General features: G+C 72.2%; 25 protein-coding genes. 12 read left to right on the top strand and 13 right to left on the bottom strand.

What is annotated here, in order from left to right:
- Positions 1 to 21: 21 nt before the first annotated feature.
- Positions 22 to 1,662, top strand: coding sequence for an alkaline phosphatase D family protein (locus M2163_RS17460; protein WP_280851856.1), 1,641 nt, complete (start codon positions 22 to 24; stop codon positions 1,660 to 1,662).
- Here the strand turns inward: M2163_RS17460 and M2163_RS17455 are convergent.
- The gene (locus M2163_RS17455) at positions 1,649 to 2,689 is read right to left on the bottom strand and encodes a Gfo/Idh/MocA family oxidoreductase (protein WP_280851857.1); all 1,041 of its coding nucleotides are present in this window, start codon (positions 2,687 to 2,689) and stop codon (positions 1,649 to 1,651) included. The genes M2163_RS17460 and M2163_RS17455 overlap by 14 nt on opposite strands.
- A gap of 88 nt (positions 2,690 to 2,777) precedes the next feature.
- On the opposite strand from M2163_RS17455, the gene M2163_RS17450 reads away from it, so the two are divergent.
- The 3 genes from M2163_RS17450 (at position 2,778) to M2163_RS17440 (ending at position 6,575) form a co-directional block, all read left to right on the top strand.
- On the top strand, positions 2,778 to 4,073 hold the full coding sequence (locus M2163_RS17450; RefSeq protein ID WP_280894396.1) for a multidrug effflux MFS transporter: 1,296 nt from the start codon (positions 2,778 to 2,780) through the stop codon (positions 4,071 to 4,073).
- A complete protein-coding gene (locus M2163_RS17445; RefSeq protein WP_280851859.1) occupies positions 4,025 to 5,200 on the top strand; it encodes a serine hydrolase domain-containing protein in 1,176 nt (391 codons plus the stop codon). The genes M2163_RS17450 and M2163_RS17445 overlap by 49 nt, the downstream gene beginning before the upstream one ends.
- A gap of 385 nt (positions 5,201 to 5,585) precedes the next feature.
- Entirely contained in the window at positions 5,586 to 6,575 is a 990-nt protein-coding gene (locus M2163_RS17440) for a small ribosomal subunit Rsm22 family protein (RefSeq protein WP_280894395.1), read from the top strand.
- Between the two features lie 24 nt (positions 6,576 to 6,599).
- On the opposite strand, the gene M2163_RS17435 is transcribed toward M2163_RS17440, so the two are convergent.
- Positions 6,600 to 6,782: a DUF6243 family protein gene (locus tag M2163_RS17435; RefSeq protein ID WP_280894394.1), complete on the bottom strand. Its 183-nt coding sequence runs from the start codon at positions 6,780 to 6,782 to the stop codon at positions 6,600 to 6,602.
- Between the two features lie 110 nt (positions 6,783 to 6,892).
- Here M2163_RS17435 and M2163_RS17430 point away from each other — a divergent pair, with 110 nt between their 5' ends.
- Together M2163_RS17430 and M2163_RS17425 are read left to right on the top strand one after the other, a co-directional pair.
- Positions 6,893 to 7,522, top strand: coding sequence for a TetR/AcrR family transcriptional regulator (locus M2163_RS17430; protein ID WP_280894393.1), 630 nt, complete (start codon positions 6,893 to 6,895; stop codon positions 7,520 to 7,522).
- A gap of 122 nt (positions 7,523 to 7,644) precedes the next feature.
- Complete coding sequence (locus M2163_RS17425; protein ID WP_280851863.1) at positions 7,645 to 8,382, top strand: bifunctional DNA primase/polymerase; 738 nt, start codon at positions 7,645 to 7,647, stop codon at positions 8,380 to 8,382.
- Between the two features lie 21 nt (positions 8,383 to 8,403).
- Here M2163_RS17425 and M2163_RS17420 read toward each other — a convergent pair whose 3' ends face one another.
- From M2163_RS17420 to efeO, 4 genes are read right to left on the bottom strand one after another with little or no spacing between them, the layout of a single operon-like run.
- Positions 8,404 to 9,405, bottom strand: coding sequence for a hypothetical protein (locus M2163_RS17420; RefSeq protein WP_280894392.1), 1,002 nt, complete (start codon positions 9,403 to 9,405; stop codon positions 8,404 to 8,406).
- Complete coding sequence (gene efeU / locus M2163_RS17415) at positions 9,365 to 10,237, bottom strand: iron uptake transporter permease EfeU (protein WP_280894391.1); 873 nt, start codon at positions 10,235 to 10,237, stop codon at positions 9,365 to 9,367. The genes M2163_RS17420 and efeU overlap by 41 nt, the downstream gene beginning before the upstream one ends.
- Before the next feature lie 3 nt (positions 10,238 to 10,240).
- A complete protein-coding gene (efeB, locus tag M2163_RS17410) occupies positions 10,241 to 11,488 on the bottom strand; it encodes an iron uptake transporter deferrochelatase/peroxidase subunit (protein WP_280851866.1) in 1,248 nt (415 codons plus the stop codon).
- A 10-nt stretch (positions 11,489 to 11,498) separates the two neighbouring features.
- Complete coding sequence (gene efeO / locus M2163_RS17405) at positions 11,499 to 12,644, bottom strand: iron uptake system protein EfeO (RefSeq protein WP_280851867.1); 1,146 nt, start codon at positions 12,642 to 12,644, stop codon at positions 11,499 to 11,501.
- A gap of 186 nt (positions 12,645 to 12,830) precedes the next feature.
- Here efeO and M2163_RS17400 point away from each other — a divergent pair, with 186 nt between their 5' ends.
- Positions 12,831 to 13,487, top strand: coding sequence for a PhzF family phenazine biosynthesis protein (locus M2163_RS17400; protein ID WP_280851868.1), 657 nt, complete (start codon positions 12,831 to 12,833; stop codon positions 13,485 to 13,487).
- On the opposite strand, the gene M2163_RS17395 is transcribed toward M2163_RS17400, so the two are convergent.
- A complete protein-coding gene (locus M2163_RS17395; protein ID WP_280894390.1) occupies positions 13,484 to 14,131 on the bottom strand; it encodes a biliverdin-producing heme oxygenase in 648 nt (215 codons plus the stop codon). The two genes, M2163_RS17400 and M2163_RS17395, sit on opposite strands and share 4 nt — an antisense overlap.
- Positions 14,132 to 14,242: 111 nt before the next feature.
- Positions 14,243 to 15,100 carry a type I methionyl aminopeptidase gene (gene map, locus M2163_RS17390; RefSeq protein ID WP_280851870.1) on the bottom strand — a complete coding sequence of 286 codons (858 nt, stop codon included), beginning with the start codon at positions 15,098 to 15,100 and terminating at the stop codon, positions 14,243 to 14,245.
- Between the two features lie 58 nt (positions 15,101 to 15,158).
- Here map and M2163_RS17385 point away from each other — a divergent pair, with 58 nt between their 5' ends.
- Positions 15,159 to 15,386, top strand: a complete 228-nt coding sequence (locus M2163_RS17385) for a hypothetical protein (protein ID WP_280851871.1) — start codon at positions 15,159 to 15,161, stop codon at positions 15,384 to 15,386.
- Here M2163_RS17385 and M2163_RS17380 read toward each other — a convergent pair whose 3' ends face one another.
- Positions 15,387 to 16,700 (bottom strand): MFS transporter, encoded by a 1,314-nt coding sequence (locus tag M2163_RS17380; protein WP_280851872.1) that lies wholly within the window; start codon positions 16,698 to 16,700, stop codon positions 15,387 to 15,389.
- A gap of 51 nt (positions 16,701 to 16,751) precedes the next feature.
- On the bottom strand, positions 16,752 to 17,354 hold the full coding sequence (locus M2163_RS17375; RefSeq protein ID WP_280851873.1) for a hypothetical protein: 603 nt from the start codon (positions 17,352 to 17,354) through the stop codon (positions 16,752 to 16,754).
- Positions 17,355 to 17,646: 292 nt separating this feature from the next.
- Here M2163_RS17375 and npdG point away from each other — a divergent pair, with 292 nt between their 5' ends.
- Complete coding sequence (gene npdG / locus M2163_RS17370; protein ID WP_280894389.1) at positions 17,647 to 18,354, top strand: NADPH-dependent F420 reductase; 708 nt, start codon at positions 17,647 to 17,649, stop codon at positions 18,352 to 18,354.
- A 60-nt stretch (positions 18,355 to 18,414) separates the two neighbouring features.
- Positions 18,415 to 18,597: a hypothetical protein gene (locus M2163_RS17365; RefSeq protein ID WP_280854217.1), complete on the top strand. Its 183-nt coding sequence runs from the start codon at positions 18,415 to 18,417 to the stop codon at positions 18,595 to 18,597.
- Here the strand turns inward: M2163_RS17365 and M2163_RS17360 are convergent.
- Positions 18,579 to 19,349, bottom strand: coding sequence for a site-2 protease family protein (locus M2163_RS17360; RefSeq protein WP_280894388.1), 771 nt, complete (start codon positions 19,347 to 19,349; stop codon positions 18,579 to 18,581). The genes M2163_RS17365 and M2163_RS17360 overlap by 19 nt on opposite strands.
- Positions 19,350 to 20,133: 784 nt before the next feature.
- Between M2163_RS17360 and M2163_RS17355 the strand changes: the two genes are divergently transcribed.
- Complete coding sequence (locus M2163_RS17355) at positions 20,134 to 23,451, top strand: BTAD domain-containing putative transcriptional regulator (protein WP_280894387.1); 3,318 nt, start codon at positions 20,134 to 20,136, stop codon at positions 23,449 to 23,451.
- A gap of 19 nt (positions 23,452 to 23,470) precedes the next feature.
- Here M2163_RS17355 and M2163_RS17350 read toward each other — a convergent pair whose 3' ends face one another.
- Entirely contained in the window at positions 23,471 to 24,283 is an 813-nt protein-coding gene (locus M2163_RS17350; RefSeq protein WP_280851876.1) for an ABC transporter permease, read from the bottom strand.
- A complete protein-coding gene (locus tag M2163_RS17345; RefSeq protein ID WP_280851877.1) occupies positions 24,280 to 25,305 on the bottom strand; it encodes an ATP-binding cassette domain-containing protein in 1,026 nt (341 codons plus the stop codon). Before M2163_RS17345 ends, M2163_RS17350 begins: the two co-directional genes overlap by 4 nt.
- Before the next feature lie 109 nt (positions 25,306 to 25,414).
- Here M2163_RS17345 and M2163_RS17340 point away from each other — a divergent pair, with 109 nt between their 5' ends.
- Positions 25,415 to 25,882 (top strand): hypothetical protein, encoded by a 468-nt coding sequence (locus tag M2163_RS17340; RefSeq protein ID WP_280894386.1) that lies wholly within the window; start codon positions 25,415 to 25,417, stop codon positions 25,880 to 25,882.
- Positions 25,883 to 25,895: the final 13 nt, after the last annotated feature.

Here is a 25,895-nt window from a genome sequence, read left to right as displayed (position 1 = left end):
CACCAGTCAGGGGAGGACCGGATGACACGCGACACCCACCCGTCACAGCACGCCCCCGAACTGCGCGCCGCCGCACGGCACATGGGCCGCCGCCGCTTCCTGACCGTCACGGGCGCCGCCGCCGCGCTCGCCTTCTCCGTGAACCTGCCCACCGCCGGCACCGCGAGCGCCGCCGAACTCGACGCCTCGAAGATCACCGAGAACCCCTTCACCCTCGGCGTCGCCTCCGGCGACCCGCAGCCCGACTCCGTGCTCCTGTGGACCCGCCTCGCCCCGGTCCCCTTCCAGGAGGACGGCGGCCTCCCGGCCGAACGCGTCCTGGTCCACTGGGAGCTGGCGCACGACGAGAAATTCCGCCGGATCGCCAGACGCGGCACGGCCGTCGCGCACCCCGAGTTCCACCACACCGTGCACGCCGAGGTCGGGCACCTCGACGCCGACCGCTTCTTCCACTACCGCTTCCGGGTCGGCAGGTGGATCAGCCCCACGGGCCGCACCCGCACCGCACCGGCCCCCGGCAGCCGCGCCGCGGCCCTCACCTTCGCGGCCGTCTCCTGCCAGGCGTACACCGACGGCTACTTCACCCCGTACGGCCATCTCGCCGCCGAGGACGTCGACATGGTCTTCCACCTCGGGGACTACCTGTACGAGTACGCGGTCAACTCGGTGGGCGGATACCGCAACTACACCGACCGCACCCTCCCGGCGGTCTTCAACCGCGAGACGGTCACCCTGGAGGACTACCGCCTGCGCTACGCCCTCTACAAGTCCGACCCGGACCTGATGGCCGCACACGCCGCACACCCCTTCGTGGTCACCTGGGACGACCACGAGACCGAGAACAACTACGCCGACGACATCCCCGAGAACGACGTGCCGCCCGAGGAGTTCCTGCTCCGCCGCGCCGCCGCCTATCGCGCCTACTGGGAGAACCAGCCGCTGCGCCGCCCGCAGCGGCCCGCAGGCCCGGACATGCAGCTGTACCGGCGCCTGCACTGGGGCCGGCTCGCCCAGTTCGACGTCCTCGACACCCGCCAGTACCGCTCCGACCAGGCCTACGGCGACGGCCTCGACCTGCCGGGCCCCGAGATCGACGACCCGGCGCGCACCATGACCGGCGAGACCCAGGAGCGGTGGCTGCTCGACGGCTGGCGCGCGTCACGGGCCCTGTGGAACGTCGTACCGCAGCAGGTGAACTTCTCGCAGCGCAAGCTCGACCTCACCGACCCGGCCCGGCTGTCGATGGACTCCTGGGACGGCTACCGGGCCTCCCGGCGCCGGATCCTCGACGGGGCCGAGGCGGCCGGCATAGACAACCTGATGGTCCTCACGGGTGACGTGCACGTCGCGTACGCCTACGACATCAAGGACGACTTCGACGACCCGGCCTCCCGCACCCTCGGCACGGAGATCGTCGGATCGTCGATCTCCAGCGGCCGGGACGGCGCCGACAAGCCCTCGACCTGGGACACGTACACCAGGGCCAACCCGCACATGAAGTTCTACAACGGGCTGCGCGGCTACGTGACCGTCGAGCTGGGCCGCGAGCGGGCCCGGGCCGACTTCAGGAGCGTGCCCTACGTGACCCGGCCCGGGGCGCCGATCGCCACGGCCGCGTCCTTCGTGACGGAGGTGGGGGACCAGGGGCTCAAGCCGGCATGAGTTCCGTCTCACCGATCTGACCGGTCCCGCCGGTCTCGCCGGGATAGCGGACGCCGACACGGTCACGGATCGCGTCCAGCGTCCGCATCACCGCCAGGGTGCCCTCCAGCGGCACCAGCGCGGACTCCTTCTCCCCGGCCCGCAGCGCGCGCATCACCTCGCGGGCCTCGTGCTTGAGGCTGTTGCGCGGCCCGTCGGCCGGGTCGGCGACGAACTCCTCGGGGTCCCGGCCGTCGCGGTGCAGGACGAAGCGGTCCGGGTGGAAGAAGCCGTTCGGGATGTCGATCCGGCCCAGCGAGCCGGTGACCGACGCGATCGTGGCGGTGCCGCCGGTCAGCGAGCAGTGCAGGGAGGCCAGCGCCCCGCTGTCCCAGGAGAGCAGCGCGCCCGTCTGGAGGTCCACGCCCTCCTCGGAGAGCACCGCCTTCGCCGTGACGCCGGAGGGCTCCCCGAGCAGCAGATGCGCGAACGACACCGGGTACACCCCGAGGTCGAGCAGCGCGCCCCCGCCCTGCGCGGGGTCGCGCAGCCGGTGCGCGGGCGGGAAGGGGCCGGCGAGCCCGAAGTCGGCCTGCACCGTGCGCACCTCACCGATCGCGCCGTCGTCGACGAGGGCCTTGAGCCGCCGGACCAGCGGGTTGCAGTACATCCACATGGCCTCCATGAGGAAGCGCCCGTGCTCCCTCGCGAGCCCGACCAGCTCCTCGGCCTCCCGCGCGTTCAGCGTGAACGCCTTCTCGCACAGCACATTGCGGCCGGCGGCCAGACACAGCCCGGCGGCCGCCCGGTGCGCCGCGTGCGGGGTGGCCACGTACACGACATCGATGTCCGCGTCCTCGGCGAGGGCACCCCAGTCGCCGTACGCCCGCTCGATCCCGAACCGTTCCGCGAACGCCTTCGCCGAGGCCTCGGACCGGGAGGCCACCGCGACCACCTCCGCGTCCGGCAGATCCACCAGGTCCGCGGTGAACGCCGCCGCGATCCCGCCCGTCGCCAGAATCCCCCAGCGCACGCTCTGCTCCGTCATTCCCGGCTCCACCCTCGCTCACCTGATCCTCGCCACCCTGTACGAGCTGAGAGCATAGGTGGCGGATCACCGGGAGAGGGAGGGGCACATGCCCGAGCAGGGGGCATCGACACCGCACCTGAAGCAGCAGGCGACCGTACCGGACACGGAGCCGCCCGCGGCCGTGCGCCGCACCGGCCTGCTCGTCACCCTGCTCCTGGGCGGCCTCACCGCCACGCCCCCGCTGGCGATGGACATGTACCTGCCGTCGCTGCCGGAGGTCACCGACTCGCTGCGGGCGCCGGCCGCCACCGTCCAGCTCACCCTCACCGCCTGTCTGCTCGGCATGGCGCTCGGGCAGCTGGTGGTCGGCCCGATGAGCGACCGCTGGGGCCGCAGGCGCCCACTGCTCGCCGGTCTGTTCGTGTACGTCGTCGCCACCGCGCTGTGCGCCCTCGCGCCGAACGTGGAGTTCCTGGTCGGCTTCCGGCTGGTGCAGGGGCTCGCGGGCGCCGCGGGCATAGTGATCGCCCGGGCCGTGGTCCGGGACCTGTACGACGGCGTGGCGATGGCCCGGTTCTTCTCCACCCTCATGCTGATCGGCGGGGTCGCGCCGATCGTGGCGCCGCTGATCGGCGGACAGATCCTGCGGGTGACCGACTGGCGGGGCGTGTTCGTGGTCCTGACGGTCATCGGGGCGCTGCTCGCCGCCCTGGTGTGGGTGAGGCTGCCCGAGACCCTCCCGGCGGCCGAGCGGCACACCGGCGGGGTCGCGGACGCGCTGCACTCCATGCGCCGCCTCCTGGCCGACCTGCCCTTCGCCGGCTACATGCTCACCGGCGGCTTCGCCTTCGCCGCGCTGTTCGCCTACATCTCGGCGTCGCCGTTCGTGGTCCAGGAGATCTACGGCGCCTCCCCGCAGACCTTCAGCCTGCTGTTCGGCGTGAACTCGGTCGGACTCGTCGTGGTCGGCCAGATCAACGGCAAGGTGCTGGTGGGCAGGGTCGGCCTGGACCGGGTCCTGGGCGCGGGTCTGCTCGTCGTGACGGCGGCGGCCGCGGCGCTGCTGCTGATGACGACCGGGGTCTTCGGCGAGGTGGGCCTGCTCCCCGTCGCCGCCGGACTCTTCGTCCTGATGTCCGCGATGGGTGTCACCCTGCCCAACGCCCAGTCCCTCGCCCTCCTGCGCACCCGGCACTCCGCGGGGTCCGCGTCGGCCCTCCTCGGCACGTCCTCCTTCCTCATCGGCGCGGTCGCATCGCCGCTGGTGGGGATGGCCGGCGAGGACACCGCCGTCCCGATGGCGGTCGTCCAGCTGGCGGCCGCACTGGTCGCGCTCGTGTGTTTCATGGCAATGTGCCGTCCTTGGAACAGGCGTGCGACTGTGGAGGGGGCAGAGAGCTGAGCGCACCGAGACTGCGCGTCGACACACCGGAACGGGCCGGCCTCGATCCGGCGGAACTCCGGCACCTCGTGCGGGACTTCCACGCCCTCACCACCGGTGAGCGCCCCTGGGCCCCCGGCGCCGTGCTGGTCGCGGGGCGCGGCCCGGTGATCGCCGTGCAGGAGGCGTCGGGCTGGGCCGTCCGCTACGCGTCCTACGACCCCGAGGCCGACGCGGGCGTGGAACTGCCCGTCGAGGCACGCGTCCCGGTCCGGGTGGACACCCCCTTCGACCTGGCGTCCCTCACCAAGCTGTTCACGGCCGTGGCGGCGGTGCAGCAGATCGAGCGCGGCACGCTGGGCATCGACGCGAGGGTGGGCGCCTACCTGCCGGACTTCACGGCGGCCGTCACCCACGGCATCACCGTCCGCGAACTCCTCACCCACACCTCGGGACTGCGCCCCGAGCTCCCGCTCTACGACTGCGACGACGACGAGGGCCGCCTGAACCTCCTGCGGGCCGAGCCGCCCATCGGAGTCCCGGGCACCTACACCTACTCCGACCTCAACCCGCTCCTCCTCCAGCACGTCCTCGAACGCATCACCGGCCGCCCCCTCGACGTCCTCGTCCACGACGGCATCACGCGGCCCCTCGGCATGACGTCCACCCGTTTCGGTCCCTGCCCGCAGGCGGCGGCCACGGAGGACCAGCGCCGGCCGTGGGCCAAGGCGGACCGGGGGATGCTGCGGGGTGTGGTCCACGACGAGAACGCGTGGGCGCTGGGCGGGGTGGCGGGCCACGCGGGCCTCTTCTCGACCGCCCACGACCTCGCGATCTTCTGCCGGGCCCTGCTGGCGGGCGGCGCGTACGGCCCCGCCCGCATCCTCGGCCCGGACTTCGTGGAGCTGCTGCTGACCCCGCCCGGTCTGGGCTTCGCCATCGACCAGAAGTGGTTCATGGGGGAGCTGGCGGGCCGGGGAGCGGCGGGCCACACGGGCTTCACGGGCACGTCCCTGGTCCTGGACCCGTCCACCGACACGTTCGTGATCCTCCTGGCCAACACGGTCCACCCGAGAAGACGCCCCCCGGACAACCGCCCACGAGCGGAAACGGCGACGAGGCTGGCGCGGGCGGTACGCGGGGCGTAGATCCGGCGGTCCGGCAGTACGGTCCGGCGGTCTGGCAGTTCGGCGGTCTGGCGGTCCGGTGGTCTGGCAGTTCGGTGGTCCGGCAGGCCCGGCAGGGGTGTCGGGTCCAGCACTCACCGACCCCGGCCCGGGCGGCCTTCCGCTCTGGCCCCGACTTCAGCCCTCGTCCCGGCCAGGCTTTCGCCGCGTGTTTCTGCCCTGGTTCCGGGCCCAACGCTCGCCTGGGCTCCAGCCCTCACCCCGAGCCGCCGGCTCCCCGCCGAGACGCCCGCCTGACCCGGGTCTCGGCCCCGCACCGAGACGCTCACTCCCCGAACCCCTCACCCCGAGCGCCGTCGCACCCACCGCGACACCCACCCCCGCGCCCCACCCCTAGAATCACGGAGTGACCGCCCCCGCACCCCCGGCCCAGACCCTCCGTGCCGCCCTCGCCGCGCTTCTTGACGGGCTTCCGCCGAAGCAGGCCGCTCAGGCGGTGGAGCGGCTGATCGGCAACTACCGGGGGAGCACCCCCACGGACAGCCCCATCCTCCGCGACCGCGCGGACGTGGCCGCCTACGCCGCCTACCGCATGCCCGCCACCTTCGAGGCGGTCCACGCGGCCCTGGGGGCCTTCGCCGAGGCCGTCCCGGGCTGGAGTCCCGCCGACCACACCGACGTCGGCGGCGGCACCGGCGCCGCGACCTGGGCCGTCACCGCCACCTGGCCGGGCGACCGGGCGGTCACCGTCCTGGACTGGTCCGAGCCCGCGCTCGCCCTCGGCCGTGAGATCGCCGCCGCCAACCCGGCCCTGAAGGACGCCCGCTGGCAGCGCGCCAGGATCGGCCGGGACCTCACCCTGCCCGCGACCGACCTGGTCACCGTCTCGTACGTCCTCAACGAGCTCACCCCGGCCGACCGCACCGCCCTCGTGGACAGCGCGGCGGCGTCGGCCCGGGCGGTCGTGATCGTGGAGGCCGGCACCCCCGCCGGGTACGCCCGCGTCATCGAGGCCCGCGACCGGCTCGTCACCGCCGGTTTCCGTGTCGCCGCCCCCTGCCCGCACAGCGCCGCCTGCCCGATCGCCCCCGGCGAGGACTGGTGCCACTTCTCGGCGCGGGTCAGCCGCTCCTCCCTGCACCGCCAGGTCAAGGGGGGCTCGCTGCCGTACGAGGACGAGAAGTTCAGCTATGTGGCGGCCACCCGGCTCCCCGTCACCCCGGTGCCCACCCGGGTGATCCGCCGCCCCCAGATCCGCAAGGGCCAGGTCCTCCTCGACCTGTGCGAGCCCGACGAACGGCTGACCCGTCGTACGGTCACCAAGCGGCACGGCGACCTGTACCGGGCGGCGAGGGACGCCGAGTGGGGCGACGGCTGGCCCCCGGCGGACCACTAGGCCCGGTCCGCGGGGGCTCCCCGGTCACTTCGGCGATTCCCCCTCCCGCTTCTCCAAGAGTTTCCGCACCAGCTCACGCCTGTGCGCCTGCGGGTCCCGCGCACCCCCGATCCGGCCTTTGCGGCCGCCACCGCGCAGCGCCTCGCGGCCGATGTTGCTGCGGGTGCCTCCGACTCCGAGCATGCCGCCCGCTCCACCTCGTGTCATGACCTGCGCCTTTCGATCGATCTCAGCTAGACGATACGTACCGTCTCGCTCAATGTCTCATCACTCTCCAGCGAGACGCACCGTCTTGTCAACCTGGTAGGTTCGCCACCATGGCCACCCAGAACCCCAAGCAGCCCGCCCCCGACACCACCCGGCGCAGCGAGCGATCCCGCCGCGCCATCTACGACGCCGCCCTCGCTCTCGTCGCCGAGGTCGGCTATCCGAAGACCACGATCGAGGGCATCGCCGCCCGCGCGGGGGTCGGCAAGCAGACGATCTACCGCTGGTGGTCGTCGAAGGCGGAGGTGCTGATGGAGGCGTTCCTCGACCTGAGCGAGCAGGCGGCACGGGAGGCCGGCCCCGAGGAGACGTACGCCATTCCGGACACCGGTGACCTCGCCGCCGACCTCAAGGCCGTACTGCGGCTGACCGTGGACCAGCTCAACGACCCCCGCTTCGAAGCCCCCTCCCGCGCCCTGGCCGCCGAGGGCGTCGTCAACGAGCAGGTCGGCCGCGCCTTCACGGCCAAGCTCCTCGAACCCTCGCTCCAGCTCTACGTCGACCGCGTGCGCGCCGCCCAGGAGGCCGGCCAGGTGCGCCCCGAAATCGACCCCCGCATCGCCCTCGAACTCTGGGTCTCCCCCCTCGCCCAGCGCTGGCTGCAGTACACCGGCCCGATCAGCTACGACTACACCGACACCCTCGTCGACTACGCCCTGTACGGCATCGCGCCCCGCTGAGCCGCACCCGGTCACCGGGCATTGGCCCCCAACCCCTCATATCCGCTCAGGGCCCCCCGGAGCAGAGGAAGGTGGGACCATAAGGCATGCTGTTCCGCACGACAGCGAGGCGAGGGTGGTAGATGAGCGCGGAGTCGGGGGGCCTGACCGGCCTGCAGGGCAAACTCTCCCAGTGGCTGCGCGGACGCCGGCCGAAGGAGGCCGCCGCCGGGGACGACGGCGGCCGTGAGGCCCTGCTGCTGGCCGCCGCCTCAGCGGGACTCCCGCTGGCCCCCGCCGCGCACCCCGCCCCCGGATACCGGTGCTCCTGCGACCGCGTCGGCTGTCCCACACCCGCCCGGCACCCGGTGTCGTTCGCCTGGCAGACCCAGTCGACCACCGACCGCGCGCAGATCGAGCGCTGGGCCAGGCACCAGCCGCAGGCCAACTTCATCACCGCGACCGGCATGGTCCACGACGTCCTGGACGTCCCCCTGGAGGCCGGCCGCGAAGCCCTGGAGCGGCTCCTGGCCGCCGGCGTCGAGGTCGGCCCGGTCGCCGAGAGCGACGACGGACGGCTCCTCTTCTTCACCCTCACCCGCGGCACCCCCGAGGACGAGGACGAGTGGTGGCCGTGCGAACTGGACTGCCACCCCGAGACGGCGGACGAACACCCCGGCCTGCGCTGGCACTGCCGCGGCTCCTACGTCCTCGTACCGCCCGCCCGGCTGCCCGGCGACCAGGCCGTGCACTGGGTCCGCGGCCTCGAACACCCGCTGCCCGACCCGCTGAGCCTCCTGGAAGTCCTCACCGACGTCTGCGCCCGCCACGTGGGCGAGGAGCCGGACCACACCGACGCGGCCTGGCCCCTGCGCCGGTAGCGGACCGGTCCCGGCCCGTTCCTACGAGCCCTGCGCGGACGTCAGTCCCTGGATCCGCCCGATCACGTCGACCTCCTGGTCGCCCGCGCCCTTCGGCGGGTCGAGCGCCACCTCGTTGGAGACGAACTGCATGGTCAGCGACTGCTTGATCTCGCCGGTCGTCAGCGCGAGCACGGCGTCACCGGGGTTGGGCACCGACGTACCGGAGTGGGCCGTCTCCTTCACGTAGTGGTGCGTGGCGAAGAACACCAGCGCCCCGCCGTCCTTCGTGCGCAACGCCAGCGGCGCGTAGGCGTCGCCCGTCAGCGGCTCGTCGAGGTACTGGGTGGCCAGCCCCGGCCGGATGGCGTCCTTCGCCCGGTCCGCCCGCCACACGCTGGTGTGCGTGCCGTCCGCGAAGGCCTCCCCGCCGTTCTTCAGATAGCTCACGTACTTCGTGCTCAGGTCCCCGGGCTCGGCGGCCAGACCGGCCGAGTCCGCCGGGACCGCCTCGGCCCAGCCGTCCGCGTCCTTCTTGAACTCCGGCACCTTGCCCTCGGCCACCAGCGTCAGGAACGCCACCTGGAACGGCTCGTCCATCCCGTCGCGGGTGAACACGAGCAGCCAGCGCGCGGTGCCGCCCTTGTTGCCGGCCGCGTCGGCGACGAACCAGCGCGGCCAGCCCGCCTTCTTCGGGATGGTGTACGTCACGTCCGACAGCTTCAGCGGGGTGTGCGAGGCGTTGCCGCTCGGGCTGTTGGCCTTGCCGGCCTTCAGCCGCGCCGCGTCGATGGCGCCCAGCGCGCCGGTGACATGGGCGGCGTCCAGCGAGCTGTCGTACGCCTTGTCGGCCGCGTTGTACGCGTTCGTGAACTGCTGGAGCGCCTTGGCGGCCTCCGCCCTGGTGGTCGCGGGAAGCACCTCCCGCTCGCCGTGCACCACCACGCATCCGCTCGCCGTCAACGACAAAGCGGTCACAGACGCCGCTATCAGTGCGCTCCGGTCAAGCCTGCGGAGCCTTCGAGGGCTGCGATCCCTGCTCATCAGGTGCCTTCACCTTCCCCTTCCCGGAGGCGAACCCTACCGGGGCGAGGAAGAGCGCGAGCGTCGGGACCAAGTACAGCAGCCACACCGTGACCTGAAGGACGGTCGGGTCCGGCTGGAAGTTGAACACACCCTTGAGGAGGGTGCCGTACCAGCTGTCCGGGGGGACCGTGTCGCTGATGTCGAAGGCCTTGTCGTTCAGGCCGGGCAGCCAGTCGGCCTCCTGGAGGTCGTGGAAGCCGTACGCCAGCACCCCCGCGGCCACGACCACGAGCATCCCGCCGGTCCAGGTGAAGAACTTGGCGAGGTTGATGCGCAGGGCGCCGCGGTAGAACAGCCAGCCGAGCGCGATCGCGGTCAGGATGCCCAGGGCCGCCCCGATCAGCGGGCGCGGGGTGCCGTCACCGGCCGCGCGCACCGACGTCCACACGAACAGGGCGGTCTCCAGGCCCTCCCGGCCGACGGCCAGGAACGCGGTGGCGACCAGGGCACCCGTGCCCATCTGCAGGGCGGCGTCCAGCTTGCCGTGCAGCTCGGACTTCAGATGCCGGGCGGTGCGCCGCATCCAGAAGACCATCCACGTCACCAGGCCGACCGCGATGACCGACAGGGTGCCGCCGAGGGCCTCCTGCGCCTCGAACGTGAGCTCCTGCGAGCCGAATTCGAGCGCGCACCCGAAACCGAGGGCGAGCGCCACCGCGACGCCGATGCCGGTCCAGATGGGCCGGAGGGCGTCCCGGCGGCCCGTCTTCACCAGGTAGGCGATGAGGATGCAGACGACGAGAGACGCCTCCAGGCCCTCGCGCAGACCGATCAGGTAGTTGGAGAACACGGGTCAGCCCTCCTCGGAGAACAGCGTGCTGCCCCACCAGTCGTCCTTGTCACGGACGCCGGGCGGGACGGCGAAGACCGCTGAACCCACGTGCTGGATGTACTCGTTGAGCGCGTCGGTGGACAGATGCCGCTGGATCCGGATGAAGCCCTCGCGGACGTCCTTCTGGTACGCGAGGAAGAACAGCCCCGCGTCCAGCCGGCCCAGTCCGTCCGTGCCGTCGGTGAAGGAGTAGCCGCGGCGCAGGATCGTCGCCCCGCCGTTGGAGTCGGGGTGCGCGAGCCGGACGTGCGCGTCGGGCTTCATCGCCGGCAGGAACGGCTTGTCGCGCTCCTTGGCCCTGCCGACCGGGGCGCCCTCGCCCTTGTCCCGGCCGAAGATGTCCTCCTGCTCCTGGAGCGAGGTGCGGTCCCAGGTCTCGATGTGCATGCGGATGCGGCGGGCGACGAGGTAGGAGCCGCCGGCCATCCAGTCCTTGTCCTTGCCGTCGGCCCAGACGAACTTCTTCAGCCGGTCCGTCTCCGTGCCCGCGATGTTGCGGGTGCCGTCCTTGAAGCCCATCAGATTGCGCGGGGTCTGCGCGTCGGGCGTGGTCGAGGACGTCTTGCCGAAGCCGAGCTGGGACCACCTGATGACGACCTTGCCGAAGCCGATCCGGGCGAGGTTGCGGATGGCGTGCACGGCGACCTGCGGGTCGTCGGCGCAGGCCTGGACGCACAGGTCGCCGCCGCTGCGGTTCTTGTCGAGGTTGTCCCCGGCGAACTGGGGGAGGTCGACGAGCGCCTCGGGCCGCCGGTCGGCCAGGTCGAACTTCTCGAACAGGGACGGCCCGAAGCCGATGGTGAGCGTCAGCCGGGACGGCTTGAGCCCCAGCGCCTCCCCGGTGTCGTCCGGCGGCGCCTCGGCGAGACCGCCGTACGCCCCGTCCCCGACCGCCTTGCCGGCGGTCATCCGGCGGGCCGCGGCCGTCCAGTCCTTGAGCATCTGCACGAACTCGGCGCGGTCGTCGGTCGTCACGTCGAACGCGGCGAAGTGCAGCCGGTCCTGCACGGGCGTGGCGATGCCGGCCTGGTGGGCGCCGTGGAACTCCACGGCGGCACCGGCCTCGGCGGCGGTGGGGCTGATGTCGTCCCCGGTGCGGGTCATCGCGACCGCGCCGCCGGCCGCGGCGGCACCGAGCGCGAGCCCGGCCCCGCCCCAGCCGATGAGTGCGCGCCGCGAGGGGCTCGGGGTTTCTGCTGCGTCGGTCATGGCCCCGGCCTCAGGAGGACTTGGTGACGACGGCTGCGGCCAGCTTGGACAGCGGCTCCGCGAGCGCGTTCACACCGTCCGACAGCTGCTTGCGATCGGCGTCGCCGACCTTGTCGTACGAGGTGAAGTCGTACGACGACTTGTCCGCCCGGTACTTGTCCAGCAGCGTGTCGAGCGCCGCGAACTGCTTGTCGAGCTCGGCGACCAGGGCTGCGTCGTTCTCCTCGGCGACCGGCTTCAGCAGCTCGTACGACTTCTCGGCGCCCTCGACGTTGGCCTTGAAGTCGACGAGGTCGGTGTGCGAGTAGCGCTCCTCCTCGCCGGTGACCTTGCCGGTGGCGACCTCGTCGAGGAGCTCCTTGGCGCCGTTGGCCATGGAGGTCGGGGTGATGTCCGCCTTGCCGACCCGGTTCTGCCAGTCGGTGAGGTCGGTGATGAGCTGGTCGGCGAGGGTCTTGTCCTCGGCGGTGATCTTCTTGTCCTGCCAGAGGGACTTCTCCAGCCGGTGCCAGCCGGTCCACTTCTGGCCGTCCTCCAGGCCGTCCTCGCGGACGTCGACCTTGGGGTCGATGTCACCGAAGGACTCGGCGACCGGCTCGGTGCGCTCCCAGCCGATGCGGGAGGGGGCGTAGGCCTTCTTGGCGGCCTCCAGGTCACCGGCCTTGACGGCGGCGGCGAAGGTCTTCGCCAGCGGCAGGGTCGCGTCGGCCTGCTCCTGCGCGTACTTGCGGTACGCGGCGACGGCCGCGTCCAGACGCGGGTCGCGCTTGGCGGCGGTCCCGCCGGTGGCCTTGACCTCCTGGCGGATGCCGTCGCCCTTCATGCCGGGCTTGCAGGCGATCGTGTAGTCGCCGGCCTTCACCTCGGCGGTGACCTTCTGCTTGGTGCCGGGGCCGATGTTCTCCCGCTCGGTGACGATCCGGTCGTCCGGGAACAGGACGTAGACCTCGGTGACCTTGGAGCCCTTGTTCTCGATCGCGAGTTCCACGTGGCCGGCCGGGAACTCCTTCTTGGAGACCTCGCACTTGCTGTCCGTGGCGGTCACGTCGATCACACGGTCGCTGCCCCCGGAGCTTGCCTTCTCCGTGCACCCCGTGACGGCGGTCAGGGCCGCCACGGCGGTGGCGGTGAGGACGGACAGTCTGACGGCGCGCATACGAGCTCCTGAGGGTTGGATAGGCTCGCCTAACTTATCTGAGGCTTATCTATGTATGGCTCAAAATAAACGTCAAGTAAGATTCAAGGGACATTCAAATGTGCCGTTACGGAGGTACCGGGGAGGGTCTGTTCCGGTGACGGCCGCCCGTCGGAACCCCGGGCTCCCGGATGCTTCAATTCCCCCGTGACTGACTACGACGTGCTGCGCGTCTTCTGCTCGCCGAACGGCGGCTACGGCAATGAGCTGGGAGTCGTCCGTGAGGGGTCCGTGATGCCGGACCGGGACGAGCGACAGGCGTTCGCCGCGAAGCTCGGGTTCAGCGAGACCGTGTTCGTCGACGACCCCGAGCGGGGCGTCATCGACATCTACACGCCCTCGGTGCGGCTGGCGTTCGCCGGATACCCGTGCGTCGGCGCCGCCTGGCTGCTCGACGTGCCCGAACTCGTCACACCCGCTGGGGTCGTCGGGGCCCGCCTCGACGGTGAGTTCAGCTGGATCGAGGCGCGGGCCGAGTGGGCGGCGCCCCGGACCTTCCGGCAGTACGGCAGCGCCGCCGAGGTGGACGACCTGGCGGTCCCGGCGCCGGGGGAGTGGATCTACGCCTGGGCCTGGGAGGACGAGGCCGCCGGACGCATCCGGGCCCGCGGCTTTCCCGGCCGGGGCGACGGGGTCGAGGAGGACGAGGCCACCGGCGCCGCGGCGATGCAGCTGACCGACCGGCTCGGCCGCGCCCTGAACATCACCCAGGGCGCGGGCTCCCAGATCCTCACCGCACCCCAGCCCTACGGCTGGGTGGAGATCGGCGGCCGCGTCTTCCTGGAACGCCAGCCCGAGCGCTAGGCGCTCAGCGGGAACTCCTCGGCGAGGGCCCTGAACATCGCGGTGTTCAGGGCGAACGCCCTCTTGCACTCGGCCACCACGCGCTGCCTCTCCAGATCGTCCGCGCGGACTTCGTCCAGTAGTCGGCGGTAACCCCGCTTGAACGCGGCCGGGTTGGTGATCTCCTCGAAGACGTAGAAGCGGACGCCGTCGCCCTTCCTCTCGAAGCCCCAGGTCTTCTCCGCCCGGTCCCGGATGATCTGGCCGCCGGAGAGGTCGCCGAGATAGCGGGTGTAGTGGTGGGCGATGTAGCCCGCCCGCCACTGCTCGGCGCACTCGCGCACCCGGGCCGCGTAGACCTCCGTCGCCGGCAGGGCCGAGACGACCCTGCGCCAGTCCGCGCCCCGCAGATGCTCCAGGTCCCGCTCCAGCGCCGCCCGTCGGAACAGCTCCGGCCGGATGAAGGGGGCGGTCACCGGGTCCGCCGCCAGCCGCTCGGTGCCGGTCTCCAGCGCCTCGTAGACGAACCACAGTTGCTCGGTGTAGCGCGCGTAGGCGTCGACGCCGAGCCGGCCGCCGAGCAGGTCGCTCATGAACGTCGAGGTCTCCGCCTCGACATGCTGCTCGTGGGACGCGGTGCGGATGACTGTCGAGAAGGAGTCCATGCGGTACATCCAATAAGGTAAGGCTTGCCTAAGTCAATAGGTTTGCCGACAGTCTGTCGGTAAAAGGGTACAAGAAAAGACCCGCCCCGGGGGGACGGGTCTTTCGCCTGGTCAGGGGAGGGTCAGGATCTCCGCGCCCGTCTCCGTCACCACCAGCGTGTGCTCGAACTGGGCCGTCCGCTTGCGGTCCTTCGTGACGACCGTCCACCCGTCGTCCCACATGTCGTACTCGTGCGTCCCGAGCGTCAGCATCGGCTCGATCGTGAAGGTCATCCCGGGCTGGATGACCGTCGTCGCGTGCGGGCTGTCGTAGTGCGGGATGATCAGGCCGCTGTGGAAGGAGGAGTTGATGCCGTGGCCCGTGAAGTCGCGGACGACTCCGTAGCCGAAGCGCTTGGCGTACGACTCGATCACACGGCCGATGATGTTGATCTGCCGGCCCGGCTTGACCGCCTTGATCGCACGGTCCAGGGACTCCCGGGTCCGCTCGACCAGCAGCCGGCTCTCCTCGTCGACGTCACCCACCAGGTACGTCGCGTTGTTGTCGCCGTGCACCCCGCCGATGTACGCCGTCACGTCGAGGTTGATGATGTCGCCGTCCCGGAGCACGGTGGAGTCCGGAATGCCGTGGCAGATCACCTCGTTGAGGCTCGTGCACAGCGACTTCGGGAAACCCCGGTACCCCAGCGTCGACGGGTAGGCGCCGTGGTCGCACATGTACTCGTGCGCCACCTTGTCCAGCTCGTCGGTGGTCACCCCGGGAGCGATCAGCTTCGCGGCCTCCGCCATCGCCCGCGCCGCGATACGGCCGGCGACCCGCATCGCCTCGATCGTCTCCGGGGTCTGCACCTCCGGCCCGGTGTACGGCGCCGGCGCGGGCTTGCCGACGTACTCGGGACGCCGGATGTTTCCGGGCACGGAACGGATGGGGGACAGCTCCCCGGGCACGAGCAGCGACTGGCCAGACATGCGGACGAGTCTATCCAGCGGCGATGGGGGAACATGTCGGAGGCGAGAGGAGCAGGTCATGCCCTTGTTCAAGAAGCGCGCGGTCGGCAAGCCGGGCGAGTGGTTCTACTGTCTGGAGCACAAAACGGTCGAGGAAGGGCCCCAGTGCCCGGCCAAGGACCGCTTCGGGCCCTACGCGAGCCGCAAGGAGGCCGAGCACGCGATGGAGACGGCCCGCGAGCGCAACCTGGAGTGGGAGAACGACCCCAAGTGGCACGACTCGTCCACCCGGGCCGAGGACGGCTGATCACGCCTCCATGGGCGCCGGCGCGGCTGCCGCGCGTTGCTCGCGCAGCCGCGTCGCGTGCTCGTTCGTGCGCACGTCGTACGACATCAGCTTCGGCAGGCACAGCGCCAGCAGGCCCACCGCGCCCGCACACAGCAGGCCGCCCGACCAGACCGACGTCCGCACGCCCCACCACGCGGCGAAACCACCGGCCCTGACCTGGCCCACGGTCGGGCCGACCGAGTACGACAGCAGCTCGATCCCGGCGAGCCGCCCGCGCAGCTCGTCCGGGATCGTCTGGTTCCACATGGCCCCGCGGAAGATCCCGCTGACCATGTCGCAGCCGCCGGCCACGGTCAGGAACAGCAGCACCAGCCATACGTCGTCCATGACCCCGGCGGCCGCGATCGCCACACCCCACAGGGCTGCCGACAGCACCACCATCCGGCCGTGGCGGTGGACCCGGGACGTCCAGCCGCTCATGAGGCTCACCAGCAGCGCGCCGAGCGGGACGCTCGCGTACATCAGGCCCAGCGACCACCGCGCGTCCAGCTCGTCCGCGAGGAACGGCAGCAGGGCCAGCGGCATCGCCAGGAACATCGCGGCGAGGTCGACGGCGTAGGTGCCGAGCAGCTCCTTGCGGCTCCAGGCGTACCGCGCGCCCTCCGCGACGGCCTTCAGTGACGGCTTGGCCGCCTCGTGGGAGGCCGGGGAGGCAGCGATCCGCGCGATGAGGACGACGGAGACGGCGAACGTCAGCAGGTCCGCCCCGTACGCCCAGCCGAGGCCCGCGTAAGCCACCACCACGCCCGCCAGCGCCGGGCCCGCGACCCCGCCGACCGTCCAGCGGAACGAGTTCAGCGAGGCCGCCGCCGGGAGGTGGTCGTGGGCCACGATCCGGGGCCAGAGCGAGTCGAGCGCCGGACGCTGCACCGAGACCAGGGCGGAGGACAGGGCGGCGACGACGTACAGCGGCCAGACGGCGGGGTGCGGGAGCAGCGCGTTGAGCAGCAGGGCCGCGCTCAGCAGGCCCTGCCCCACCTCGGTCCACACGATCAGCTTCCGTTTGTCCCAGGCGTCGGCGAGCGCGCCGCCGTACAGGCCGAAGACGAGGAGGGGAATCAGCTCCACCGCCCCGATCGCGCCCACCGCCGCCGCCGAGTCCGTCAGGTCCTTCAGCTGCACCGGCAGGGCCACGAAGGTCAGGAAGCTGCCGAAGTTCGAGATCAGCCCCGCGTACCACAGCCGCCGGAAGTCCCGGGAGGCCCGCCAGGGGGCGAGGTCGGGGAGCATCGCGCGCAGGCCGGAGGGGGGAGCGGGGGCGTCGTCGGTCACGACCGGTCATGGTCGGGGGAGGCATCCCGGTCCGGCAACTGCTTTTCGCGGCTACCAGCGGGCCGGCGGCGGTGCCGTCAGCTGGTCGGCCAGTCTCGACAGCCGGTCCCTGAACCGCCGCCGGCCCCGGGGGGCGGGGACGGCGTTCTCCCCGGCCGCCGCGCTCACCAGGTGCTGCACGGTGTCCAGATCGAGGTCGGTGCCCTCCGGCACGGCCAGCGACTCGTGGGCCATCCTGGCGAGTTCACCCTCGCCCGGACCGAGGGAGAGGACCGTGGCCCCGGCCCGCCGGGCGTCATGGACCTGCTCCAGAAGCGGGGCGCCCGGCCGGTCCGGGGACACCACGAGCAGGGTCTCGCCGCGCCGGGCCGCCGCGAGCCGGCCCGGTCCCACCGACAGATGCGCGGGGTCGGAGGGGCGCGCGTCGTGGCGTACCAGCGTGGGGGCCAGCTCCGGTGTGCCGGACCAGGCGGCCTCGTCCACCAGGTGGGCCGCCAGGTGCCAGGGCTCGTACGAGGGGGTGCCGACCAGCAGCAGTCCGCCGCCGTGCGAGACCACCGATCCGCGCAGCACGCCCGCGAAGCGTCGCGTGGCCCCCAACCACTCGGTCCCGGCGAGCACTTCGCGCAGCAGCGCGACCCGTACGGCGTCCATGGGGCCGCATCCTGCCCCAAGCGGGCGTGCGGCACTCGAGGTTCGCCCCGGATTCGCCCGAACCGGGCAGGGCTTGTACCGGCCGCCGGTGTTCGCCGCCGGGGCGGTTGCGGTTCGTGAACCGGGTCACCGGAGCGGCGGGGGCGGCTGCGGTTCGTGAACCGGGTCACCGGACGGGCGGAGGCGGCTGCGGTTCGTGAACCGGGTCACCGGACCGGCGGGGGCGGCTGCGGTTCGTGAAGCGGCTCACCCGACCGGCCGGGGCGGTTGGTGCGGACGTAAAGTCGGCGCCATGACCTTTAGCGACAGTGCTGCACAGAAGGCTCCCGCCAAGGACCCCTGGGACCTTCCCGACGTCTCCGGGCTCGTCGTCGGCGTGCTCGGCGGGACCGGGCCGCAGGGCAAGGGCCTCGCCTACCGGCTCGCCCTAGCCGGGCAGAAGGTGATCATCGGTTCGCGGGCCGCCGACCGCGCGCAGGCCGCCGCCGACGAACTCGGGCACGGGGTCGAGGGCGCCGACAACGCCGAGACCGCGCGCCGCAGCGACATCGTGATCGTCGCCGTGCCGTGGGAAGGGCACGGCAAGACCCTGGAGTCGCTGCGCGAGGAACTCGCCGGCAAGCTCGTCGTCGACTGCGTCAACCCGCTCGGCTTCGACAAGAAGGGCGCCTACGCGCTGAAGCCGGAGGAGGGCAGCGCCGCCGAGCAGGCCGCCTCCCTGCTGCCCGACTCGCGGGTCACCGCCGCCTTCCACCACCTGTCGGCCGTGCTGCTCCAGGACCCGCAGGTCCAGGAGATCGACACCGACGTCATGGTGCTCGGCGAGGAGCGGGCCGACGTGGAGATCGTGCAGGCGCTGGCCGGCCGGATCCCCGGCATGCGCGGCATCTTCGCGGGCCGGCTGCGCAACGCCCACCAGGTGGAGTCGCTGGTCGCCAACCTGATCTCGGTCAACCGGCGGTACAAGGCGCACGCGGGACTGCGGGTCACGGACGTCTGAGCCGATGGGGGACACTGGACGCCGTAGCGCAGCAGTGTCCCCCCGACAGGAGCCATGGAAATGCCCCGCCTCGCCCTCTACGCCCTCGCCGTCTGCCTGCTCGCCGTGGCCGCGGCGGTCGTCTCCTTCGTGCAGGGCAGCTGGCTCGGGGTGGTGTGGGTGCTGCTGGCCGGGCTCTCCTCCAACATGTGCTGGTACTACCTCAAGCGGGGCCGGGCCGCCGCTCAGCTCCAGAAGCGGTAGAGGCTCCAGCCGGACGAGGCCTCCCATGCGTCGACCTGGAGTCCGCGCAGAACGGCGTCGACGATGTCGAAGAACACGGCGTTGACCTGCGGCACCCACAGCAGCGCGAACACGAACAGCAGGCCGAAGGGCGCGAAGGGCTCCACCTGGCGCTTGACGTTGTACGACAGCCAGGGCTCGATGACGCCGTAGCCGTCCAGGCCCGGGACCGGCAGGAAGTTCAGCAGGGCGGCCGAGACCTGGAGCAGGGCGAGGAAGGCCAGCGCGAAGCGGAACTCCTGGGGGACGCCGGTGAGGGCGTCCAGCCAGAACGGGGCGGTGCAGGCGACGGCGAACAGTACGTTCGTGAGCGGGCCCGCCGCGGAGATCAGGCTGTGCCGCCAGCGGCCGCGGATCCGGTCGCGCTCGATGAAGACCGCGCCGCCGGGGAGGCCGATGCCGCCCATGATCACGAAGATGACGGGGAGCACGATGCTGAGCAGGGCGTGGGTGTACTTCAGCGGGTTCAGCGTGAGGTAGCCCTTCGCGCCGATCGTGATGTCGCCGCTGTGCAGGGCGGTGCGGGCGTGCGCGTACTCGTGCAGGCACAGGGAGACGATCCAGGCGCCGGTCACGAACAGGAACACGGCGATGCCGGGCTTCTCGGCGAAGCCGGTCCAGGTGGCCCAGCCCGTCACTGCCGTGACCGCGACGATCCCGATGAAGACCGGACTGATCCGCCGGTCGCTGTGGCGGGTGGTGGCGGTGGTCATGGGGCTCCCTGGACTGTTCACGCGCGCGGTGGGACGGCCCGACGGTACCGGGCAGAGGGGAGAACGTCTTGGGGTGGGGTTGGGGTTCCGGGGTGGGGGCGGGTGCGGGTTGGTGGGGGCGGGCGTTTTGCGCAGTTCCCCGCGCCCCTGAATGCCTCCGGCGGCCCGTGACGGCTTCGGTGGGGGCTTGTGTAGCGCATGCGGTCCGGTGGGTGGGTCGGTGCCGGGGTGGGGGGTATCCGTCCTCGGTCCGGCGGCTCGGTCCCTTGAGCAGTGCCCTGTGCCGGACGCCGGCCGCTGCGGGCGGACACCCCCCACCCCGTCCCCTTCGCGCCGTACGCGGCCAACCGGCCGTCGTGGCGCCCCGTCCGGCCAACGGTCCGTCGTGGCGCGGCGAGGTGGCGAACGGTCCGTCGTGGCGCCGGTGACTGCAACTCCTCAGGGGCGCGGGGAACTGCGCGACCAGCCACGACGGACCCGCACTCGCCCCACGACCGGTGGGTGAGGTGGCCAACGATCCGACGTCACGCGGGCGACTGCACCCACCCAGGGGCGCGGGGAACTGCGCGACCAGCCCCCACCGGCCCGCACCCGCCCCACAACCGGTGAGGTTGAGGTGGCCAACGGGTCCGCCATGGCTTGGGTGACTGCGCCTCCCCAGGGGCGCGGGGAACTGCGCGACCAGGCACGACGGACCCGCACCCGCCCCACAACCGAACCCGGCACCCCCGTAGGCGCCCCGCTGAAGCAAATCCCGTCACCGGCTCCGGCCGCAGCAGAGACAATGGACCCCGTGCGCTATCGCATCCTCGGCACCACGCAAGCACTCCGCTCCGACGGAACGTCCGTCCCGGTCGGCGGCACGCGCCTGCGCGCGTTGCTGACCGTTCTCGCGTTGCGGCCCGGCCGTACCGTCCCGGTGAGCGTCCTGGTGGACGAGGTGTGGGACGGCGACCCGCCCGCCGACGCGACCGGCGCGGTGCAGGCACTGGTGGGACGGCTGCGGCGGGCGCTCGGCCCGGGCGCCGTGGTGTCCGTGGACGGCGGCTACCGGCTGACCGCCGCGCCGGACGACATCGACCTGCACCGGTTCGAGCGGCTCGCCGGCGACGGCGTGCGGGCGCTGACCGACGGGGACCCCGCGAAGGCGGCCGGGGTCCTGGACGACGCCCTCGCCCTGTGGCGCGGCCCGGCGCTGGCCGATCTGCCCGACCGTACGGCCGACGCGGCCCGCGCGGAGGCCCGCCGGCTGGAGGCCCTGCGCGCCCGTCACACCGCCGCGCTCGTCCTCGGCCAGGCCGACCAGTCCCTGCCCGAACTGACCGCCCTGTGCGACACCCACCCCCTCGACGAGCCCCTTCAGGCCCTGCGTCTGCGCGCCCTGCGCGACACCGGCCGCACGGCGGAGGCGCTGGCCGCCTACGAGTCCGTACGGAAGTTGCTCGCGGACCGGTTGGGAGTGGACCCGGGCGCCGAACTGCGGGCGCTGCACGGGGAGTTGCTGCGACCGGAGCCCTCCGGCGGGGACCGGCGTGGGTCCGCGGGTGAGGCCGTGCGTGCGGCGCACGCGACCGGTCCTGCCCCCTCCGGCAACCTCCGCGCCCGGCTCACCTCCTTCGTCGGCCGGGAGGCCGACATCGATGCCATCCGGGGCGACCTCGCCACCGCGCGGCTGGTCACGCTGCTCGGGCCGGGCGGGGCCGGCAAGACGCGGCTCTCGCAGGAGGCCGCCGAGGCCGTGGGGGACGTGGTCCAAGACGGCGTGTGGCTGGCCGAGCTCGCCCCGGTCGACGATCCGGACGCGGTGGCCGAGGCCGTGCTCACCGCCGTCGGCGCCCGCGAGACCGTGCTGTACGGAGCCGGTGCCGAGGCGATGCGCGCCGCCGGGAGCGAGCGGCTCGACGACCCCGTCGAGCGGCTCGCCGAGCACTGCGGCCGGCGCAGCATGCTGCTCATCCTCGACAACTGCGAGCACGTGGTCGAGGCGGCCGCCCGGCTGGCGGAGATGCTTCTGGAGCGCTGTCCGGGGCTGACCGTCCTGGCCACCAGCCGTGAACCCCTCGGTGTGCCGGGGGAGTTGCTGCGCCCGGTGGAGCCGCTGCCGGAGCCGGTCGCGCTGCGGCTGCTCGCCGACCGGGGTGCCGCCGCCCGGCCCGGGTTCCGGGTCGACGCCGACGAGGAGACCGCGGCGGCCTGCGCCGAGATCTGCCGGCGCCTGGACGGACTGCCCCTCGGCATCGAGCTCGCCGCCGCCCGGCTGCGGATGCTGACGCCACGGCAGATCGCCGACCGGCTCGACGACCGCTTCCGGCTGCTCACCTCCGGCAGCCGTACCGTGCTGCCCCGCCAGCAGACGCTCAGGGCCGTCGTCGACTGGTCCTGGGACCTGCTCGACGCGGAGGAGCGGGACGTCCTGCGGCGGCTGTCGGTCTTCGCCGGCGGCTGCGACCTGGCCGCCGCCGAGGCCGTCTGCGGCCCCGCCGCGCTGGACGCGCTCGGCTCGCTGGTCGACAAGTCCCTCGTGGTGGCGGCCCCTTCCGGAGACGGCGAGATGCGCTACCGGCTCCTGGAGACCGTCGGCGAGTACGCCGGTGAGCGCCTCGACGAGACGGACGGCGCCCGCGCCGGCGCCGAGCGCGCGCATCTGACGTACTACCGCGAACTCGCCCGCACCACCGACCCGCTGCTGCGCGGACCGGACCAACTCGCCGCCATCGAGCGCCTGGAGCGCGAGTACGAGAACCTCCGCACCGCCCTGCGCCGGGCGGTGGCCGACCGCGACGAGCAGGAAGGGCTGTGCCTGGTCCTGTCGCTCGCCTGGTACTGGCAGATGCGCGACCTGCGCATCGAGGCCCGCAACTGGTCCCGCGAGGTCCAGGGCCTCGGCCCCGACCCCTTCACCGAGCCCGTCCGCCCCGCCGCTCCGGTGTGGGAGCGCTGCACGGACACCCCGCCGCCGTGGACCGGCGAGGTGCTGGAAGAGGCCAGGCGAGGTGCCCACCTCGTCCATCTCGCCTGCATGGACACCGAGTTGGACGCCTGGCAGAACCAGCACGCGCAGGCCAAGCTGCGGTCCATCGCCGCCACCTACGAACCGGGCATGGCGCAGACCTGCCGGATGCCGGGCTCGCTCTGGTTCTTCGCCATCATGCTCACCGGGGACATGGAGCGGCTGCGGGACGTCATCAGGGCGACCGTCGAGACCTGCCGGGCCACCCCCGGCTTCGAGTGGGAGCTCGCCGCGGCCCTGCAATGGCGGGCCAACCTGCTCGCCAACCGCTCCGACTGGGCCGGCGACGCCATCCAGGACGCCGAGGAGGCGCTGGCGATCTACGAGCGGATCGGTGATGTGTGGGGGACCGCCGAGGCGCTCTCCGCACGCGCCGAGGCCCATGAGCGCAAAGGGAAGTGGAGCGAGGCCGCCGCCGACTACCAGCGGGCGATCGAGCGGGCCGAGCAGCTCGGTGCCCGCGCCCAGCGGTCCGTGCTCAACGCCCGGCTGGGCAGCGTGCTGCTGGAGACCGGGGACGCCGAGCGCGGCGAACTCCTGCTGCGCGAGGTGATCGCCGACCAGGACGGCGCCCGCAACGAGGCGATGCCCGCCGCCCGGATGTTCCTCGCCGGCCGGCTCGGCCTGACCGGCCGCATCCCCGAGGCGCGCGAGCAGCTCAAGCTGCTGCGCCAGCAGTTCGGCATCGCCCACTTCGTCATCTTCGACGCCTTCATCCTCGGCTCGGAGGCCTGGCTGGAGGCGATGGACGGCTGCTACGAGGAATGCCTGCGGCTGACCCGCCGGGCGCTGGAGAAGTCCGAGGACCCGCTGGCCCTGACCATCGCGCCCCATATGCGGACCATGTACCTGCGCACCGGGGCGCTCGCGCTCGCCGGGTTCAACGGCGGGGCCCGGGCCCGGGACGGCGCCCGCTGCCTGGCGGCCGGGGACGCCCTGCTGCCGGCCGACCACGCCCCGACGAGCGTCGAGCGCGAGGTGCGGGTCACGGCCGAACGGTCGCTGCGCGCGGTGCTCGGCGACGCGGCCTACGAATCGGCGTACGCGGAGGGCGGCGGCCTCTCCCCGAAGGAGGCCGCCGCCCTGGTGTGACGCGCACCGACGCGGGAGCTCAGTTCTTCGTGCGGAACTTGTGGATGGCGTACGGTGCCGCCACCGCCGTGATCGCCGCCGACCAGCCGAGCGTCACCCACAGGTCGTGCGCGACCGGGCCGCCCACCATCAGTCCGCGGGCCGCGTCGGCGAGCGCGGACAGCGGGTTGTAGTCGGTGAAGTGCTGGAGCCAGCCCGGCATCGAGTTCGTCGGCGCGAAGATCGACGAGCCGAACTGGAGCGGGAACAGCACCAGGAAGCCCATCGCCTGCACGGATTGCGCGTTCTTCAGGATCACACCCAGGGTGAGGAACACCCACATGATCGAGGAGGCGAACACGGCGGACAGACCGACCGCCGCGAACAGCCCGGCCCAGTGGTCGATGTCGAATCCGACCAGGACGGCGACGATCATCAGCACGGTGGTCGCGAACAGCATCCGCAGCAGCTCGACGGAGATCTTCGCGAACAGCACCGAGCCGCGCCCGATGGGCAGGGACCGGAAACGGTCCATGACACCGGAGTTGAAGTCCTGGCTGAAGCCGGTGCCGACGCCCTGGGACAGGGTCATGCTCATCATCGCGATCATGCCCGGGATGACGTACTGGACGTATCCGTCCTGTCCGCCGCCCAGGGCCTGTCCGATCGAGCCGCCGAAGACGTAGACGAACAGCAGGGTGAAGACGACCGGCATCAGGATCGCGTCGAACATCGACTCGGGGTCCTGGCGGATCCACAGCAGGTTGCGGCGGACGAGGGCGCCGGTGTGCCGGAGGTGCCCGCGCAGCGGGATCCGGGCGTCGGCGTCGATGGTGGCGGTTGCGGCGCTCATACGGCGACCTCCTCGCGGGTGTCGGTGGGGACGGCGTCCTGCGGGGCACTGGCACGGTGGCCGGTGAGGGACAGGAACACCTCGTCCAGGCTGGGCAGTTCGGTGGTGATGGAGGAGAGGGTGACACCGCGCGCGGTGACCGCGCCGACCACGGCGGTCAGCTGCTCGTCGCTGAGGATCGGGACGATGACGGTGCCGCTCTCGCTGTCCACGGTGGAGGTGGCGAGCCCGGTGATGCCGAGTTCGTCGATCCAGCCGGCGAGCGGCTGGAGCTGCAGCGGATCCACCGGCCGCACCCGCAGCGAGCGTCCGCCGACCTTCGCCTTGAGCTCCTCGATGGCGCCGTCGGCGATGACCTTGCCGTGGTCCACGACGGTCAGCTCGGAGGCGAGCTGTTCGGCCTCCTCCATGTACTGGGTGGTCAGCAGGACGGTCACCCCGTCCCCGACCATCCGCTTGACCTCGTCCCACACCTCGTTGCGGGTGCGCGGGTCCAGACCGGTGGTGGGCTCGTCCAGGAAGAGCACCTGGGGGCGCCCGATCATCGAGGCGGCGAGGTCGAGGCGGCGCCGCATACCGCCGGAGTAGGTGCTCGCCGGCCGCTTGGCGGCGTCCGTCAGCGAGAACCGCTCAAGGAGTTCGTCGGCCCGGCTGCGGGCCTCCTTGCGGGGCAGGTCGAGCAGCCGCCCGATCATGTACAGGTTCTCCCAGCCGGGCAGCTTCTCGTCCACCGAGGCGTACTGCCCGGTGAGCCCGATGACCCGCCGCAGCTGCCGGGGCTGGCGCACGACGTCGTAACCGGCGACGGTGGCCTGCCCGGAGTCGGGGGACAGGAGGGTGGACAGGATGCGTACGAGGGTGGTCTTCCCGGCGCCGTTGGGCCCGAGCACACCCATCACGGTGCCCTCGCGCACGTCCAGGTCGACACCGTCCAGCGCCTTGGTCTCGCCGTAGTGCTTGACCAGCCCCCGCACGGAAACGGCGGAGTCCCCGCTCTGGGGGTTCTTGTCGATTCGCGTCATACCGAGGACAGTGCCAGCACCCACCGACAAACCACCGACAGGCCGCCGACAGGGCTCCACAGGTCACCGACAGACCCGTCGGGTTCGACCGCCGTGGGACGTGACGCCCATGTCGGGCCAGGTCTGGGTGTCTCTCATATCGCTGGGCGGAGTCGCTCTGGGGGGCGTGCTCTCCTACCTCGTCCAGCACAGGACGCAGCAGTCGGCGGAGCGTGCCGAGGAGCGGCGCCAGCAGATCGCGGTGTCGCAGGCCCTGCGCGCGGAGCGCCTGGCCCTGCTGGAACGCTTCATCGAGGTCAGCGCGGAGGCGGAACGCGCCGCCTACTCCCGCCCCGCCGACCACGAGCACACCGACCCCTGGTTCCTCACGACCAGCGAGGTGATGAACCGCCTGTGGGTGGCCGAGCGCCTCATCCGCGTCCAGTTCCCCCTCTCGGTCCACCGGGCGGCCCGCGCCCACTTCCTCGACCTCAACCGGACGGTGTGGGAGGGCCTGCCGGAGGGCGAGAGCGTCCGGGACTACCTGGAGGCCAACCGGCTGGCGTTCCTTGACGCGGCGCGGGGGACGCTGGAGTGAGCGAAGGGGGGCG

Source organism: Streptomyces sp. SAI-135 (genome assembly GCF_029893805.1).
Classification (GTDB): domain Bacteria; phylum Actinomycetota; class Actinomycetes; order Streptomycetales; family Streptomycetaceae; genus Streptomyces.
The sequence above is the reverse complement of the archived record's forward strand: the minus strand, read 5'-3'. Positions and strand labels throughout refer to the sequence as shown.

Excerpts from the sequence above, each read along its gene's own strand:
- M2163_RS17360 (WP_280894388.1), bottom strand. The coding sequence starts at position 19,349 with ATGACCACCGCCACCACCCGCCACAGCGACCGGCGGATCAGTCCGGTC.
- M2163_RS17420 (WP_280894392.1), bottom strand. The coding sequence starts at position 9,405 with ATGAGCAGGGATCGCAGCCCTCGAAGGCTCCGCAGGCTTGACCGGAGC.
- M2163_RS17455 (WP_280851857.1), bottom strand. The coding sequence starts at position 2,689 with ATGACGGAGCAGAGCGTGCGCTGGGGGATTCTGGCGACGGGCGGGATC.
- M2163_RS17395 (WP_280894390.1), bottom strand. The coding sequence starts at position 14,131 with ATGGACTCCTTCTCGACAGTCATCCGCACCGCGTCCCACGAGCAGCAT.
- npdG (WP_280894389.1), top strand. The coding sequence starts at position 17,647 with ATGACCTTTAGCGACAGTGCTGCACAGAAGGCTCCCGCCAAGGACCCC.
- efeO (WP_280851867.1), bottom strand. The coding sequence starts at position 12,644 with ATGCGCGCCGTCAGACTGTCCGTCCTCACCGCCACCGCCGTGGCGGCC.
- M2163_RS17460 (WP_280851856.1), top strand. The coding sequence starts at position 22 with ATGACACGCGACACCCACCCGTCACAGCACGCCCCCGAACTGCGCGCC.
- M2163_RS17345 (WP_280851877.1), bottom strand. The coding sequence starts at position 25,305 with ATGACGCGAATCGACAAGAACCCCCAGAGCGGGGACTCCGCCGTTTCC.
- efeB (WP_280851866.1), bottom strand. The coding sequence starts at position 11,488 with ATGACCGACGCAGCAGAAACCCCGAGCCCCTCGCGGCGCGCACTCATC.
- map (WP_280851870.1), bottom strand. The coding sequence starts at position 15,100 with ATGTCTGGCCAGTCGCTGCTCGTGCCCGGGGAGCTGTCCCCCATCCGT.
- M2163_RS17355 (WP_280894387.1), top strand. The coding sequence starts at position 20,134 with ATGGACCCCGTGCGCTATCGCATCCTCGGCACCACGCAAGCACTCCGC.
- M2163_RS17340 (WP_280894386.1), top strand. The coding sequence starts at position 25,415 with ATGTCGGGCCAGGTCTGGGTGTCTCTCATATCGCTGGGCGGAGTCGCT.
- M2163_RS17350 (WP_280851876.1), bottom strand. The coding sequence starts at position 24,283 with ATGAGCGCCGCAACCGCCACCATCGACGCCGACGCCCGGATCCCGCTG.
- M2163_RS17365 (WP_280854217.1), top strand. The coding sequence starts at position 18,415 with ATGCCCCGCCTCGCCCTCTACGCCCTCGCCGTCTGCCTGCTCGCCGTG.
- M2163_RS17450 (WP_280894396.1), top strand. The coding sequence starts at position 2,778 with ATGCCCGAGCAGGGGGCATCGACACCGCACCTGAAGCAGCAGGCGACC.
- M2163_RS17375 (WP_280851873.1), bottom strand. The coding sequence starts at position 17,354 with ATGGACGCCGTACGGGTCGCGCTGCTGCGCGAAGTGCTCGCCGGGACC.
- M2163_RS17435 (WP_280894394.1), bottom strand. The coding sequence starts at position 6,782 with ATGACACGAGGTGGAGCGGGCGGCATGCTCGGAGTCGGAGGCACCCGC.
- M2163_RS17430 (WP_280894393.1), top strand. The coding sequence starts at position 6,893 with ATGGCCACCCAGAACCCCAAGCAGCCCGCCCCCGACACCACCCGGCGC.
- M2163_RS17425 (WP_280851863.1), top strand. The coding sequence starts at position 7,645 with ATGAGCGCGGAGTCGGGGGGCCTGACCGGCCTGCAGGGCAAACTCTCC.
- M2163_RS17385 (WP_280851871.1), top strand. The coding sequence starts at position 15,159 with ATGCCCTTGTTCAAGAAGCGCGCGGTCGGCAAGCCGGGCGAGTGGTTC.